General features: G+C 71.3%; 14 protein-coding genes and 1 pseudogene. 7 read left to right on the forward strand and 8 right to left on the reverse strand.

The window, feature by feature from the left end:
- Positions 1-8 precede the first annotated feature (8 nt).
- The gene (locus tag OG609_RS05960) at positions 9-791 is read left to right on the forward strand and encodes an MBL fold metallo-hydrolase (protein WP_327271826.1); all 783 of its coding nucleotides are present in this window, start codon (positions 9-11) and stop codon (positions 789-791) included.
- Entirely contained in the window at positions 788-1,408 is a 621-nt protein-coding gene (locus OG609_RS05965) for a DedA family protein (protein ID WP_327271827.1), read from the forward strand. The genes OG609_RS05960 and OG609_RS05965 overlap by 4 nt, the downstream gene beginning before the upstream one ends.
- On the opposite strand, the gene OG609_RS05970 is transcribed toward OG609_RS05965, so the two are convergent.
- From OG609_RS05970 to OG609_RS05995, 6 genes are all read right to left on the reverse strand, one after another.
- Positions 1,398-2,453, reverse strand: coding sequence for an MBL fold metallo-hydrolase (locus OG609_RS05970; RefSeq protein WP_327271828.1), 1,056 nt, complete (start codon positions 2,451-2,453; stop codon positions 1,398-1,400). The genes OG609_RS05965 and OG609_RS05970 overlap by 11 nt on opposite strands.
- Positions 2,454-2,555: 102 nt before the next feature.
- Positions 2,556-3,833, reverse strand: a complete 1,278-nt coding sequence (locus tag OG609_RS05975; RefSeq protein ID WP_327271829.1) for an aminotransferase class I/II-fold pyridoxal phosphate-dependent enzyme — start codon at positions 3,831-3,833, stop codon at positions 2,556-2,558.
- Positions 3,834-3,978: 145 nt separating this feature from the next.
- On the reverse strand, positions 3,979-4,824 hold the full coding sequence (locus OG609_RS05980; RefSeq protein ID WP_327277948.1) for an SMP-30/gluconolactonase/LRE family protein: 846 nt from the start codon (positions 4,822-4,824) through the stop codon (positions 3,979-3,981).
- 2 nt (positions 4,825-4,826) lie between these two features.
- On the reverse strand, positions 4,827-5,600 hold the full coding sequence (locus OG609_RS05985; RefSeq protein WP_327271830.1) for an IclR family transcriptional regulator: 774 nt from the start codon (positions 5,598-5,600) through the stop codon (positions 4,827-4,829).
- Between the two features lie 320 nt (positions 5,601-5,920).
- Positions 5,921-7,213 carry a cytochrome P450 gene (locus OG609_RS05990; protein ID WP_327271832.1) on the reverse strand — a complete coding sequence of 431 codons (1,293 nt, stop codon included), beginning with the start codon at positions 7,211-7,213 and terminating at the stop codon, positions 5,921-5,923.
- 468 nt (positions 7,214-7,681) lie between these two features.
- The gene (locus OG609_RS05995; protein ID WP_327278404.1) at positions 7,682-7,807 is read right to left on the reverse strand and encodes a hypothetical protein; all 126 of its coding nucleotides are present in this window, start codon (positions 7,805-7,807) and stop codon (positions 7,682-7,684) included.
- Positions 7,808-7,833: 26 nt separating this feature from the next.
- Between OG609_RS05995 and OG609_RS06000 the strand changes: the two are divergent.
- The 3 genes and pseudogenes from OG609_RS06000 to OG609_RS06010 form a co-directional block, all read left to right on the forward strand.
- Positions 7,834-7,986: pseudogene (locus tag OG609_RS06000) on the forward strand (phosphoesterase); the annotation flags it as partial.
- Between the two features lie 213 nt (positions 7,987-8,199).
- Positions 8,200-9,009, forward strand: a complete 810-nt coding sequence (locus OG609_RS06005; RefSeq protein ID WP_327277949.1) for a methyltransferase domain-containing protein — start codon at positions 8,200-8,202, stop codon at positions 9,007-9,009.
- Positions 9,010-9,033: 24 nt separating this feature from the next.
- Positions 9,034-9,387 (forward strand): VOC family protein, encoded by a 354-nt coding sequence (locus OG609_RS06010; RefSeq protein ID WP_327271833.1) that lies wholly within the window; start codon positions 9,034-9,036, stop codon positions 9,385-9,387.
- A gap of 57 nt (positions 9,388-9,444) precedes the next feature.
- Here the strand turns inward: OG609_RS06010 and OG609_RS06015 are convergent, their stop codons facing one another.
- Positions 9,445-11,415, reverse strand: coding sequence for a DUF5107 domain-containing protein (locus OG609_RS06015; protein ID WP_327271834.1), 1,971 nt, complete (start codon positions 11,413-11,415; stop codon positions 9,445-9,447).
- Between the two features lie 253 nt (positions 11,416-11,668).
- Between OG609_RS06015 and OG609_RS06020 the strand changes: the two genes are divergently transcribed.
- Positions 11,669-12,013 (forward strand): DUF6204 family protein, encoded by a 345-nt coding sequence (locus OG609_RS06020; RefSeq protein WP_327271835.1) that lies wholly within the window; start codon positions 11,669-11,671, stop codon positions 12,011-12,013.
- Between the two features lie 115 nt (positions 12,014-12,128).
- Here the strand turns inward: OG609_RS06020 and OG609_RS06025 are convergent, their stop codons facing one another.
- A complete protein-coding gene (locus tag OG609_RS06025) occupies positions 12,129-13,223 on the reverse strand; it encodes an MGDG synthase family glycosyltransferase (protein ID WP_327271836.1) in 1,095 nt (364 codons plus the stop codon).
- A gap of 413 nt (positions 13,224-13,636) precedes the next feature.
- Between OG609_RS06025 and OG609_RS06030 the strand changes: the two genes are divergently transcribed.
- On the forward strand, positions 13,637-14,452 hold the full coding sequence (locus OG609_RS06030) for an SDR family NAD(P)-dependent oxidoreductase (RefSeq protein ID WP_327271837.1): 816 nt from the start codon (positions 13,637-13,639) through the stop codon (positions 14,450-14,452).
- The last annotated feature ends 5 nt before the right edge of the window (positions 14,453-14,457 follow it).

Consider the following 14,457-nt stretch of genomic DNA (forward strand, 5'->3'; position numbering starts at 1 on the left):
GGCACCGCGTGCCGGTGGAAGTCACCTGGTGGGGTCATGCCACCTGCACGATCGAGGACTCCGGGGTCCGTGTGCTGACCGACCCGCTCTTCGTACGGCGCTTCGCGCATCTGCGCCGCCGCCGCGGCGAGCTGCCCGGCCCCGAGGCCACGGTCGCCGACGTGGTGCTCGTCTCGCATCTTCACTCCGACCATCTGCATCTGCCGTCACTGGCCCGGCTCGCCCCCGGCAGCCGGCTCATCGTGCCGGTGGGTGCGGTGCGCTCCGTCCAGGGGCTGCGGGTGCTGCGCTCGGTGCGCGGGCTGCGGATCACCGAGGTGGCACCGGGCGACGAGGTCCGGGTCGGCGAGGTGCTGGTACGGGCGGTTCCCGCACTGCACGACGGCAGGCGCCTGCCCATGGGCCCGCACCGCTCCCCCGCGCTCGGCTATGTGGTCGAGGGCGAGGCACGGACGTATTTCGCCGGTGACACCGGGCTCTTCGACGACATGGCCCGGGCGGTCGGTCCGGTGGATGTGGCACTGCTGCCGGTGGGCGGCTGGGGTCCGTATCTGGGCCACAGCCATCTGGACGCGGGCCGGGCCGCGCAGGCGCTGGCCCGGCTGACGCCGCGGTCGGCCGTGCCGGTGCACTACGGCACGTACTGGCCGATCGGAATGGACGGAGTCAGGCCGCACGAGTTCCACGCACCCGGTGACGAGTTCGTCCGCAAGGCGGCGCTGTTGGCGCCGGAGGTGGCGGTGCACCGGCTGTCCCACGGCGAACATGTGCGGCCGGAGGCCGCCAGGTGATCCAGGAGGTCGTGAGGCAGCTGCCCCCGGAGTCGACTCAGCAGGCGGTGGGCTATCCGTCCCTGTTCCTGCTGGTGGCGCTGGGCGCGCTGGTCCCTGTGGTGCCTACGGGTGCGCTGGTGAGTTCGGCCGCGGTGGTGGCGCTGCATCAGTCGTCGCCGTTCTCGCTGCTGATCGTCTTCGGGGTGGCGTCGGCCGCGGCGTTCCTCGGTGACATCTGTCTGTACTGGCTCGGTCAGCGCGGGGTGCGGTCGAAGAACGGTTCGAAGTGGCTGCAGGCGATCAGTGACCGGGCCGCCCCCGAGCGGCTGGCACAGGCACAGCAGAAGCTGGACGAGCACGGTGCGGTGGTGCTCGTGCTGTCGAGGCTGGTACCAGCGGGGCGGATTCCGGTGATGCTGGCCTGCCTGCTGGGGCGGATACCGCTGCACCGGTTCGCCCGTGGGGATGTGCCTGCCTGTCTGGCGTGGGCGGCGACGTACCAGCTGATCGGCATTCTGGGCGGTGCGCTCTTCCCCGAGCCGTGGCAGGGTGTGGTCGCGGCGGTGGGTCTGACGCTCCTGATCAGCGGGGCGCCCGCGGCGTGGCGCCGGATGCGGGCGCGGTTCAGCCACTGATCGTGCGGGGTTCCGGTTCGAGCACGCGGGAGCCGCCGATCGGCAGGTCCCAGAGCCGTTCGCGGGGGTGCCCGGCCCGCTGCCAGGCGGTACGCAGTCGGGCCAGCGGTTCGAGTACGGGCTCCGTGGAGAGCAGGAAGGTGGCCCAGTGCATCGGCGCCATCGCGCGGGCGCCGAGGTCCTCGTACGCCTGCACGGCCTCCTCCGGATCGGTGTGCACGTCACCGAGCCACCAGCGCGGCTCGTACGCCCCGATCGGCAGCAGGGTCAGATCGATGCCCGGGTACCGGCGGCCGATCTCGCCGAACCAGTGCCCGTACCCGGTGTCCCCGGCGAAGTGGATCCGCTGCCCGTCGCGGCCGGTGCCGATGATCCAGCCGCCCCACAGGGAGCGGCAGGTGTCGGTGAGGGTCCGCTTGGACCAGTGGTGGGCGGGCACGAAATCGAAGCGGACGCCGTTCAGCCGGGCCGATTCCCACCAGTCGAGTTCGGTGACGCAGGTGAAGCGGCGACGACGGCACCAGCGGCCGAGCCCGGCGGGCACGAACAGCGGGGTGTCCTTGGGCAGTCTGTGCAGGGTGGGGGCGTCGAGGTGGTCGTAGTGGTTGTGGCTGATGACGACGGCGTCGACGGGCGGCAGGTCCTCCCAGCGGACGCCGACCGGTGTGATCCTGGCCGGGGTGCCGAGGATGCGACGGGACCAGACGGGGTCGGTGAGGACGGTCAGCCCGCCGGTGCGCACGATCCAGCTGGCGTGCCCGGCCCAGGTCACGGATGTGGTGCCTGCCGGCGTGTCGGGCAGGGGTTCGGGGGCGTACGGGAGCCGATGGATGCCGCGCAGTCCCTCCGCATCGGGCCGCAGGACACGGTCACGGGCCAGCCGGGACATGCTCATGACATCCGGGACGGGTGCGGTGAGCCGGTCGGCGAAGGTCTTCGGCCAGACCCGGAGCTCACCGAGCGGACGCGGTTCGACGACCTCGCCGCGAGAAACCTGGTGCGGGTGCGTGGTCCCGGGGAGGGAGCGCTCGGTCTGTTCCGTCATCGAGAGACTCCCGTCTCGGAGTCGGGCACCGGAGTTGTCCGGGGTCGTCGGGGTGATCGGGGTCGTCGGGGGGATACGGAGTCGGTTCGGCGTCTCGATTCGTCATCGGAGTTCGTCGAGGGCCTCTGTGAAAATGCTCAGGGCTTGAGCCACATGCGGCAATTCCAGGGGCGCCACGGCGGTGAGGGACTCCATCTGCTGTTCCGGGGTCGACCCGAGGAGCGTCCCGGTGCCCAGCCGTACGCGCAGCGCCCCCAGTTCGTCTCCGAACCGGTGGCCGCCCGGCGCCGGTGCGCCGAGGCGTTCCGTCAGGTACTCCTCCAGTTCGAGCGAGTCGGTGACACCTCGGTTCGCGAGCCGGGATCTGAGGGGCCCGAGGTCGGCGTAGAGGTGGCGGCCGGCCTGCGGGGGTCTGGCCAGCGCGCCCGATGCGAGGACCGCGCGGTGGGCCGCTGCCGCGACCTGCGCCTGAAGCGCGGCGGCCCGGCGGACCCGGTCCGTGACGGAGTCCGGTTCGCGCAGCGCGTGGGCAGCGGCCATGGCCACGGGCCCGGCGACGTGCGCGCCGAGTGCGGTGAGGATGTCGAGGGTACGGGCATGGCGCACCGCAGCCCGCTCGGTGTCCGGGAACCGGGCGACCGCGACCGGCCAGGCGGACGGGGTCAGCGCACCGGCGAGATCACAGACGACCGTGACATCGTCGGGGCACATTTCGGCCGGACTGAGCAGGACCGTGTCGTGCGGCCGGTGCAGGGTGTCGCGCCAGGTCTCGTCGCTGACGATGTGCAGCCCTTCGGCGACCGCCGCCTCGCACGCCTCGCTCACGAGTTCCGGCGGGACGACGGTGGCGGTCGGATCGTCGACGACGGAGATCAGCAGCAGCCGGGGCCTGCCTCCCTCGGCGCGCACCCTGCGTACGGTCTCCAGCAGCGCGTACGGATCGGGCACGCCGCCGCACTCGGCCGGGGTCGGCACATGATAGGCGGGCCTGCCCAGCAGCCTGGCCTGCGGAATCCAGGTGGCTGTGCAGGGGCGCGGCATGAGCACGTCGCCGCCGTGCGCGGCGATCAGCGCGAGCAGCAGCGGCGAGGCGCCCGGGGCGGCGGCGATGTTCTCCGGGCTGCCGTGCAGTCCGCGCCGCTCCCAGTAGGCGGTCGCGGCCTCGCGCAGGGCGTCGCCGCCGCCGGTCGGTTCGGGTTCGCTTCGGCCGGCCGCGGCGGCGAGCACCTCGGCCAGCTCGGGCAGGACGGGCAGACCGGGATCGGGTGCGGGCGGCCCGTACCGGACAGGGCCGCGGTCCTCCCGTACAAAACCCGCACCACTCCCGTCCTTCTCCTTGCGCCCCGCCCTTCCGGTCCGCTCGGTCCGCCTCCGTGCCATCCGGGCCTCCTTCGCCGCCGCCCCGTCCCGTCGTCTCGCACTCAGGGCCCTTTATACGAGGGTTCGGCCGACCGCGCCCGCCCAGCGGAGCCGTCGAGGCGCCTGCCCGGCAGCGGGCCACGGGTATCGGCCGAGGGAGGCGGGCTCAGCCCGCGAAGGCCGTCCCGGGCATCCCGTGCCCCGCGTCCGGCAGTACCAGCAGCGAACCGGACAGCGGATGCGGAGCGGCGAGCCCGGTGCGGGCCGAGGTGATGTAGAGGTCGCGCAGGTCCCTGCCGCCGAAGGCGCAGGCCGTCGGGCGCTGTACGGGGAGTTCGACGATCCGGTCCAGGGCGCCGTCGGCCGTGTAGCGGCGCACCGCAGCGCCGTCCCACAGAGCGACCCAGACGGCTCCCCGGGCGTCGACCGTCAGCCCGTCCGGGAATCCCGCACCCGGCTCGACGGTGGCGAACGGGCGTCGGTTCACGGCGTGTTCACCGTCGAAGTCGAAGACGTCGATACGGCGCGTGGGCGTGTCGATGAAGTACATCAGCCGCCCGTCCGGACTCCACCCGATGCCGTTGCTGCAGGCCACGACGGGCAGCACCGGGGTGACCGCGCCGTCGGGTGCGACGCGGGCGAGGCTGCCGCCGGTCTCCGCGCCGTCGTAGCGCATGGTGCCCGCCCACAGCGCCCCGTCCGGAGCTACCGCCGCGTCATTGCCGCGGCGTCCGGGCTCCGGGTCGTGGACCAGCCAGTGGAAGGCGCCGTCGGGGTCGTACAGACCGATGCCGTCGCGCAGATTGACCACAAGTCCGCCACCGGCGCGCGGCTTGGCGGCTCCGACATGCTGTTCGGTGGCCATCACCGTACGGCGGCCGCTCACCGGGTCGTAGGTGTGCACGCGGGCAGAGACGATGTCGACCCAGATCAGCCGGCCGGTGACGGGATCCCAGGTCGGTCCCTCGCCGAGCTCGGCGCGCTCGTGTACGGCAACATCCAGGCGTGTGATGGTCACTTCTGCCCCTCGTGGTGTCCGAGCCGGCCGGAGAGCACATCGGCACCGTCGACCACGAGGCCCGCCAGTTCCTCCTCGCGCTCCTCGGTCCGGCGGATCATGGGTACGGATATGGAGAGCGCGGCGACGACGCTGCCCGTACGGTCCCGTACCGGCGCGGCCACACAGCTGACATCGGGGTCGGATTCACAGCGCTCCACCGCGACTCCCCGCTCGCGCGCCGAAGCGAGCCCGGTCCTCAGCTCCTCTTCGTCCGTGATGCTGCCGGGGGTCGTCCCGGTGAGTTCGCGGCCGTCGAGCCGCGCGTCGAGCTCCCTCGGCGGCAGGGCGGAAAGCAGCACCTTGCCCACGGAGGTGCAGTGCGCGGGCAGTCTGTGTCCGGCCGAGGAGACCATCCGGACCGCATGGTTGGAGTCCGCCTTGGCGATGCAGACGATGTCGGTGTCGTCCAGGATCGCCACCTGAGCGGTCTCCCCGCAGGTCTCGGCGACCTCGCGGGCCACCTGCCGGCCCTCGACGGCGAGGTCGAGCTGCTCGGCGTACCGGCTGCCGAGCTGGTACGTACGCACCCCGAGGCGGTAGCGGCCCGGCTGGTCCGCGACCGGCACCAGGTAGGAGCGGGCCGCGAGGGTGGTGAGCAGTTCATGGACAGTGGTACGCGGCAGCTGGAGCTTGCGGGTGACCTCGGGGGCGGAGAGCGTTCCGTCGCCGTGGAGGAAGAGCTCGAGTACGTCCAGAGCCCTGGTCACCGCGGGGACGAGTCGCCCCATGGTCGTGCACCCATCTCTCGCGTTCGGCACTCCGGCCGATGACCGGAATCACGAACACAGGGTAATCGGGTGGCACTTGTCGCGACAATGCCGGTGACCGCGGGTGAGGTCAGGCCCGTCGTCAGCCGAGGAGCGCGAGCAGGTCGGTCTGCGGGACGGCGTCCGCGGGGGCTCGACGGGCCGAGCAGCTTGCTGTCGAGGCGGGCGAGTTCGCCGTGTACGGGGCGCGGCGCCAGAACCGCTATGAGCACGCGCGGGAGATCCGGGACGGCTGCGGGTACCGGGGTGGAGGCGGCCTGTCACTGAAAGCAGGACTGCCCTCAGCTGCGCAAGGTGGCACGCAGGCGCAAGCCGACAGTTGCGAGACCTTCGAAGGTGGTGACCTGATAGCTGGGTTCCGGTCCGGGTGGCTCGCTCAAGTGGTAGCGGCGGGCGGTCTGCGCAGTCAGGAGCGTCAGCATCGCCATGGCCAGAGCGGCTCCCTCGCAGCCATGCGGCCCGGTACCGAAGGAGAGGAAGACCCCGGGTTTCGCCGGCGAGCCCGAATCATCGAGCCAGCGCTCGGGCTGGAACTGGTCCGGCTCGGAGTGTTCCCGTGCGTCGCGGTGGGCGGTGTAGGGGCAGACGAGAACGGTGGACCCGGCGTCGATGGTGTAGCCGGCGAGCTGAGTCTGCCGCGTGGCGCGCCGGGTCAGTAGCCAGCTCGGGGGGTGCAGTCGGAGCACCTCGCGTACCAGTGCCTGGGTGTATTGCAGGCTGTCGAGGTGGGTGCTGGTCGTTGTGGCCGGGTCCGCTGGCAGCAAGGCGGCTTCGGCCGCGACGCGGCCCGCTGCCTGGGGGTGCCGGGCCAGGTGGAGCAGGATCCATCCGGCTGCCCTGGAAGGTGTCTCGAAGGTGGCGACGGTGATTCCGGGGAGAGGGTCGAGGATGGCCTCTTCCGGCAGCAGGCCATAGCGGGAGGAGGGCCGGAGCATCTGTCCCAGCACGTCGTCACCGAGCCGGCCCGATGAACGGCGTCGGCGGACGATGGGCCGCAAAGCGTCAACGAAGGCGACTTGCTGCCGTGTGCGGAACCGCCGTGCCGGTGTGGGGACCCAGCGCGGCCATACCCAGCGCGAGGGGCGTACGAGCACCTCCCGGGCCAGGAAGAGCCGTGAGGCAAAGGGCAGCAGGGTGGGAGCGTCTTCGGAGAAGAGGTAGCGCACACCGATCTCTGCCAGGGCGTGCCGGACCGGGGGCAGAATCTCGACGTCCTGGCCCGTGGGCCACTGGTCAGCAAATTGGGCGGTCCTGGGCGCTATCTCACCGATCCGGGCTGCAACCGCCTGCGGGCGCAGTCCGCGCATGCGGGCGGCGTGAGCGTGCGCACGCTCCTGGGGCGTCGGTGCTCCGCTCGACCGCTTCAACGGCGGGAAGAGAGGCGAGGGTGGCTTGGGGAAGTCCTGCGCGCGGTGCAGGACTGCTTCACACGGCCCGGCCGTAGCGGCTACGTAGACACCCGGCTCCAGTTGCCAGACGTCCCCGCACTCGGCAGCACCACGGCGCGCCAGTCCCAGCCGGTCGCGGCTCCAGGCCGCGAAGCTGCCTTCGGGCAACCGCGGCGGCTCATTCATTCGGCCCATGGGATCGCCCCTGACTCTCGTACCTGTCCAGGCCGAAATCGTCGGCAGGCAGCGTGACCAGAGGCCGGCGAGCGCCCGGGGGCTCCCGCCGGCAGTGCGTCAGACCCGGTCGTCGCCGCCTTACGCACCCCAGTCGTGTACCCCGTACGCACCGTAGTGGCGGGTGAAGGACAGCTTGCCGAGCAGCTTGGCGATCATGATGCACTCCTCTCGCCTGTCTGAGCCCTCCCAGCAGAGGGTTCAGCAAAGAAGTTCTCGCCAGCACCAACTACCACGCATCCCATATTTCCACGCATGCCATATATGTCATATTCAGAGCATCAGTCACACGCGTGGATATGAGGCGCGTGCTCGCGGGCTGGGCCCGCAGCCAGCCATCGTCGCCCCGGTGCCGAAGGTCAGTGCCGCCCCCGGCCACAAGGTGTGGCGACGCCGGTCACCTCAAGACCGGGGGCACCATCACGGGCTGCTGGGGTTCGGTACTGCGGCGGGCCCGGCGGCGCTGGGCGGCAGCGCCCGGGCCCGGCGGGCCGCGCTGCGCGGGAGCGCCTCGCCGGCCGTGGCGTCGACCGCGATCAACACCATCGGCAAGGGCGCGGTGCGCAGGGAGCGTACATGCGGCGGAACGGCGCCGGAGGGTGCGGATCGCCGGCCTGAAGCCCGGCACTCCTTATGCGTACGACGGCGAGGTGGCGTACAGCCGACATGAGTTGGTGATCGACAAGCTTCCGAGGGCACTGACGGTGTACTGCCCGATGCCCATGCAGGGGAGCGTCCGCGAATCAGCCACCCGCGAGCGAACAAGGGTCGGCCGACTGCGGGTTGGCCGCCCTTCCGCATGCCGGTCAACCCAAAAGCATGTCCATATCGCAAGACACACATCTCACCATTCGACATTCGAGCGTACGGTGACCGTACCGATCAGTGCTTCGCGGTTCGCATGTCGCGCTCTGCGTTTCGAGAAAGGATCCACGGCCATGCCGAAGGAGACCGCCGTCTACACCCACGGCCACCACGAGTCGGTGCTGCGCTCGCACCGCTGGCGCACCGCCGCCAATTCCGCGGCGTATCTGATCGACGAACTCCGCCCGGGCATGTCCGTGTTGGACGTCGGCTGCGGACCCGGCACCATCACCGCGGATCTGGCCGCGCTGGTCGCCCCCGGCCGGGTGACCGCCGTCGACACCACTCGGGAGATCCTGGACCGGGCGGCCGAAGTCGCGGCCGAACGCAGCCTGGAAAACGTCGAGTTCACCACCGCCGATGTCCATGCCCTGGACTTCCCCGACGACTCCTTCGACGTCGTCCATGCCCATCAGGTGCTCCAGCACGTGGGCGACCCTGTGCAGGCACTGCGCGAGATGCGGCGCGTCTGCCGCCCCGGCGGCATCGTCGCGGCCCGCGACAGCGACTACGCGGCGATGACCTGGTACCCCGAGGCAGCGGGCATGGACGACTGGCAGGAACTGTACGGACGGGTGGCCCGCGCCAATGGCGGCGAGCCCGACGCGGGCCGCCGGCTGCTCTCCTGGGCCCGCCGGGCCGGCTTCACCGATATCACCCCGACCGCCGGCAACTGGTGCTTCGCCACCCCGGAGAGCCGCGCCTGGTGGAGCGGTCTGTGGGCGGACCGTACGGTCGGCTCGGTGTACGCGAAGCTGGCCGTGGACGGCGGCCACGCGAGCACCGAGGAGCTGGCCGCGATCGCCGCGGCCTGGCGCGAGTGGGGCGCACAGGACGACGCCTGGTTCATGGTCCCGCACGGCGAGGTGCTCTGCCGGGTCTGAGCACCTCCAACTACCCTTGCCCGCATGGACATTCTGGGAACCACGCTGCGTATCTGCGTCGACGACCTGGAGGCCGCGGTGGCCTTCTACGAGGACCTCACGGCCAGTTCTGCGCTTCGTTTCGAGCGTGGCGGGGTCTCGGTCGCCGCGATCAGCTGCTTTCTGCTGATGAGCGGCCCGGAGTCGGAGCTGGAGATCCTGCGCAAGGTGACGGCGACAATCGCGGTCAAGGATGTCGACGAAGCCCATGCCTCGCTCACACGCGTCGGCGCCCGGATCCTCGCAGGCCCGGTACCGACGCCGGTGGGCCGCAATCTGATCGCGGTGCACCCGGACGGCTCGGTCTTCGAGTACGTCGACCGGAACCTGACCGTCTGACCCGCGGCACCCGGCCCGCGCCGGTGGAGGTGGACGCGGGCCGGACAGCCTTCGCCATCAAGTCCTGGGGCGCATCCGGTAGTTGTAACGGTCCGGCAGCGGCTCGTCGGTGAGCTCGGCCCACACCTCGTCCAGGATTTCCGCGCCCTCGCGCAGATCCGGGACCTCGAAGCCCTCGTCGAAAACGGCCCGGGCGGCGGCGCGGTCGCCCTCGGCGATCAGCAGCCGGGCCTCCAACAGGCGGAAGCGACCGCGTTGTCGGACCGCCACGCGCAGGCCGGCCCACACCGTCCGGGCCGCTTCGGGGCGCCCTGCCGTCAGCAGTGCCTCCATCGCCTCGCGGCCGAGCGCCGCCGTGGCGGACGTCCAGGCGTCGCCGTCGTCGCGACGTTCTGCGCACAGGTCGTCGAACGCCTCGATGTAGAGATCGGCCGCCCGGTCCCGCTGGCCACCCTCCGCGGCGGCGACGGCGAGGCAGCGCAGCAGCGGCCAGCGGGACGGGGCGAGGGCCAGTCCGCGTTCCCAGCTGCGGACCGCCTGGGCGCGGTCGCCGGCGTGCCACTGGGCGACACCGAGGTGATACTCGGTGAGGGGTTCGGCGGAGGCCGTCTCCAGCATGTCGCGCCAGTGCGGGGAGACCAGGGAGGGGCCGGGCGGGACCACCCCGGACGGTTCGGGGAAAACGCCCTGGTCGAGCAAGTCCAGCCAGGGTGCCTGTTGTTCACCCAGGGTCGACTCGGCGAACGGTGTACCGGGGAGCTTGTACTTGCCGCGCCGGACTTCGAGGGCACCCCAGCCGGAACCGGTGGCGAGCGGCTCACCGGGCTCGCTGTCGGCGCAGGGGCGCCAGGCGGCGTACGCGGCGTCGACATCCGCGCGCGGCAGCGCCTCGGCGAGCCGTCGCTCGGTCTCGGCGCGGGCCGCCGCCCAGTCGTCGCCGTGCACGGCCCGGGGGTCCGCGGACAGCGGCCCGTACGACTCCAGCCAGCTGAACTCCGCGCCCGGTTCGAGGGGGATGTGTTCCAGCTGGGTACGGGCGAGTCCGGCCTGGATCTCGGCGTATCCGACGGTGCCGGGCTCGGTGAGCCACTCCTGCCAGCGGCGCCCGCCCGGGCCGCTGCCCCACAGAAACAGCTTTCGGCCGCGCAGCAGATCGGTCGACGTCTGGACGAGTCCGTGGCCGTCCTCGTCGAGGGAGGCGATCCAGCGCCGGGCGCCGTCGGGCACCTCGTAGAAGTAGTCGGCGGGGAAGTCGCCGCGCAGCGGGTACGTACGGTCGATGGAGCCGGTCTCGGGGACCGGGACCCTGGTCAGGGTCCGCTCGTAACCGAAGTGCCATGCCTCGTCGGCCGGGGCCAGGACGCGGGTGCGCTCGCCCTCGGGTACGGCGATGTTGGACCACCAGTAGACGGGTGCGGTGTGTTCGTGCGGGTTGCGTATCCGTACGCCGACGTGCAGGAAGTCGGAATCCTCGGGCAGCCAGAGGTCCACCTGGAACGGCAGGTCGCGCAGCCGCTCCCACTCCCAGAGGCGGACCATTTCACCGCCGTCGGGTGCGGGCACCCGCGCGGCGTGGACCGGGGCGCAGGACAGTGTGGTGTGGCCCGTGGCGCCGATGTTCCATTCGATGCCGCCGGAGAACCAGGCGCCGTTGAGCGCGAAGTCGGCGGGCTGCAGGACGGGGTTGGTGTAGAGGAGTTCGCGGCCGGTCGGCTTGTGGTGGAGGGAGTGGATGCGGCCGCCGAGCCCGGGCAGGACGGTGGCCCGCAGCCGGTCGTTCTCGATGATGATCGCGTCCAGTTGAGTGGGGACGCGTTCGCGCCCGTACCCGTCGAGGATGCGGACCGGGAGCACAGTGGCCAGTGGTTCGTAGCCGATCTGGCGTGCCATGTCACGTGGCAGTCCGGCCCTGTCACGGTCGTCGACGACATGCATCTCGTCGAGCGGCCGCAGTGCGGGCAGCGGGTTCTCCGGGCCCAGTGGTGCGGCGGACAGAGTCAGTACGGCACGTCGTACGGTCGTGGCCAAGGCAACCTCGCTCCCTCACACGGGCCGCCGCAGGTCCGGGCGCCCCCCGATGACCATGGAACACGCTGGACAGCGGCCCGGCCAGGGGCATCGCCGTCAGACTTCGGCAAAAGACCGCGGAGGCGACGGCCGGGGTCGCCCTCCCCGCCATGACCCGGGGGCCGCCGCCCCCCGCGATAATTCGCGTGCGCCCTGTCCTCACCGCCGTAACCTTGGCCCTCGACGGTTCACGAGCGGAATGCGGAGCGGGACGATGAGCACGCAGCACACCTACCGAGTGATCGTGCGCGGTACCTGGGACGGTCTGACGGACGAGGCGCGCGCCCGGCTCCTGTCCGAGGTGGACCTGCACGGCCTGAGCGCGATGCAGTTCACGGAGGAGGGCTCGCTGACGTACGACCGCGTGCTCAAGCATTTCAGCTTCCGGTTCGTGGTCGTGTCGGACGCCGGGGACGGCGAGGAGATGGCATCCGCGATCGCCGAGGACCGGGCCGAGACGCTGCTGAAGGAACAGGGGTACGGCCATGGCGAACTGCGGTCCACGGCAACGGACATGGACACCATGAAGATCAACTACAAGGGGCGGCGGACGTCATGAGCGGCGTGACTCCGCACCGAAAGCTGCCGCAGGTGCGCTGACCAGGGAATTCTTGCCGCGCAGCGGATCAGCCGCCCGGCACTGCTGAGCGGGGCGTCGCTTCCGGTTGGGCCGTTCAGCCCGGTCGGACCAGAGCTTCGAGAGGAAGCACGCCCGCGCCGGAGAACAGGCTGCGGGCTGTGGTGATGCGCCGCTCGCGCACCGGGCCCGATGCGGTCAGGTTGTCCAGGGCCCGGATCAGCGCCCACGGGTCCGGTGCGTAGTCGGTGAGACCGTGCTCGGCCATCCGTCGGGCGCCCTCTCTGCCATGCCCCGGAATGGGCCGATAGCTGACCACCGGCAATCCGACGGCCATCGCTTCGAGCGCCGTTTGCCCTGCCGCGTTGTCGATGAGCGCGCGGGAGGCCGCCATGAGTCCTGGCATGTCGTCGACCCAGCCCCTGGCATCGGCATGGGCGATGCGTGACAGGTCCCGGCGCAGGCGTGTGTTCGTGCCGCAGAGCACGACCGGTCTGTAGCCCGCCGAAGCCACCAGCCGCGTGGTCTGTCCCAGGTGGGCGCCGGCACCCCAGGCCCCCGTCGAGATCAGCACCGGCGGACGGTCCGGCGAGTCGAGCCGCCGCTGCCGGTCCGCCACCGTGGGCGCCGGGGCGTGGAACCGGGGTGCCACCAGAGCGCCGGAGGTGACGGCCGGGCGCCGTACCGCTCGCCGTACCTGATGCGCAAGATCGGGTGTGAGACACAGATGGAGGTCGTTGCCCGGATGCAGCCATTGGCGGTGAACAGCGAAATCGGTGATGACGACAGCGCTCGGCACCGGGAGTGCGCCGCGCGAGCGGAGCCCGCCGGTGAGCTGGGCGGCGAGGTGGAAGACGGGTACGAGCACGTCCGGTCGTTGTTGCGCGACGAGCATCAGCAGCCTTCGCTCCGCGAGGGCGGCCAGCGGGGCGCTCCCGGGGCGGGGGCCGCCCCCGGCGCGGAAGAACGCCGTGTACAGCCCGGCATAGACCACAGGCATGCGGCAGATGACCGAGCGGTAGAAGGAGCGCAGTCCGCTGCCGATACCGGGGGGCAGCAGATCAAGGACATCGACCGTCGTCGTCCGCCCTCCGTGGGCCTCCAGCCGACGGGCCAGCTCGGCGGCCACAGCGTGGTGACCGGAGCCCATGCCTGCGCTCAGGATGAGGAAGCGTCCGGGTACCGCGTTCATCTGTCGTATACCCCCGCCCGGGCGTCGGTACCGGAGGGGGCCGTTACCGGCCCCCGGAGTTCCGTTCCGCCATCCGGAGCCGGCAGCGCCGATGGCGCGTTCACCCGTCGCAGCGGGAGCACCCCCGTCCGGCCGAGGCTTCGATGCGCGGCCGGACGCTCAGCCGCATGACCAACAGGCACATGACCACCCTCGTTCGGCGAGCATCCGGAGGATCCGTCGGAAGAGGCACGGAACGCGGTTCTTCCATTCTGTGGGTGCGAGCGGTGCGGTGCAGTGAGGCGTGGGCCCCGACGGTTTTGCCGACGCCCGTCCGGGCTACTCCTATCCCGACACGGCGACGCGAAGTCCCACATCCTGAATGTGTGAGGGGCGGGCACCGCGCCGTACCGTGCTGAGACAGGGGAGAAGCCATGTCACGTCCTTCGGGCATCATTCAACGCGGCGCGCCCAGCGCTGACGCGTCGGACGGCAGTGGCGTCCAGGCGGGTGTGGCCCTGGTGACGGGGGCCTCCTCGGGTATCGGCGCCGCGGTCTCGCGCCGGATCGCGGCCGAAGGCGGCTGGCGGCTCCTGGTCGCCGGTCGCGACCGCGAGCGGCTGGACGGCGTGGCGGCGACGACATGCTCGACGGCTCTCTACGCGGACCTGATGTCGGCCGACGGTACGGAGCAACTGGTCAAGGAGGCCCTCGACACCGCCGGCGGAGTCGACCTGCTCGTGGCGGCAGCGGGGGTCGGCTGGGCCGGCTCCTTCCGTTCCATGCCGGCTGCCGCCGCCGACCGGGTCCTCACCGTGGATCTGGTGTCCGTCGTCCATTTGGTACGGCTTCTGCTGCCGCACATGCTCGCCGCGGGGCGCGGGCACATCGTGCTGATCGGATCGGTGGCGGGATCCGCAGCTGTCCGCGGTGAGGCGGTGTACTCGGCTGCGAAGGCAGCCATCGCCGCCTTCGCCGATGCGCTGCACTACGAACTGAGGGGAACCGGAGTACGCATCACCCATCTGGTCCCCGCGGTGGTGGACACACCGTTCTTCGAACGCCGGGGATTGCCGTACACCCGTTCGTGGCCCCGGCCCATGCCGCCGGAACGCGTCGCAGACGCGGTCTGGGACGCTGTTGTGGCGGGCCGTGATGAGGTGTTCATCCCCGGCTGGCTGCGTTTGCCGGGATGTGTGCGCTCCGTTGCCCCCGGGCTCTATCACCGTCTCGCCACCCGCTTCGGCTGAACAGC

The organism is Streptomyces sp. NBC_01224 (genome assembly GCF_036002945.1).
GTDB lineage: Bacteria > Actinomycetota > Actinomycetes > Streptomycetales > Streptomycetaceae > Streptomyces.

Excerpts from the sequence above, each read along its gene's own strand:
- OG609_RS06020 (WP_327271835.1), top strand. The coding sequence starts at position 11,669 with ATGAGCACGCAGCACACCTACCGAGTGATCGTGCGCGGTACCTGGGAC.
- OG609_RS05995 (WP_327278404.1), bottom strand. The coding sequence starts at position 7,807 with ATGGTGTTGATCGCGGTCGACGCCACGGCCGGCGAGGCGCTCCCGCGC.
- OG609_RS06025 (WP_327271836.1), bottom strand. The coding sequence starts at position 13,223 with ATGAACGCGGTACCCGGACGCTTCCTCATCCTGAGCGCAGGCATGGGC.
- OG609_RS05975 (WP_327271829.1), bottom strand. The coding sequence starts at position 3,833 with ATGGCACGGAGGCGGACCGAGCGGACCGGAAGGGCGGGGCGCAAGGAG.
- OG609_RS05970 (WP_327271828.1), bottom strand. The coding sequence starts at position 2,453 with ATGACGGAACAGACCGAGCGCTCCCTCCCCGGGACCACGCACCCGCAC.
- OG609_RS06010 (WP_327271833.1), top strand. The coding sequence starts at position 9,034 with ATGGACATTCTGGGAACCACGCTGCGTATCTGCGTCGACGACCTGGAG.
- OG609_RS06030 (WP_327271837.1), top strand. The coding sequence starts at position 13,637 with ATGTCACGTCCTTCGGGCATCATTCAACGCGGCGCGCCCAGCGCTGAC.
- OG609_RS05990 (WP_327271832.1), bottom strand. The coding sequence starts at position 7,213 with ATGAATGAGCCGCCGCGGTTGCCCGAAGGCAGCTTCGCGGCCTGGAGC.
- OG609_RS05985 (WP_327271830.1), bottom strand. The coding sequence starts at position 5,600 with ATGGGGCGACTCGTCCCCGCGGTGACCAGGGCTCTGGACGTACTCGAG.
- OG609_RS06005 (WP_327277949.1), top strand. The coding sequence starts at position 8,200 with ATGCCGAAGGAGACCGCCGTCTACACCCACGGCCACCACGAGTCGGTG.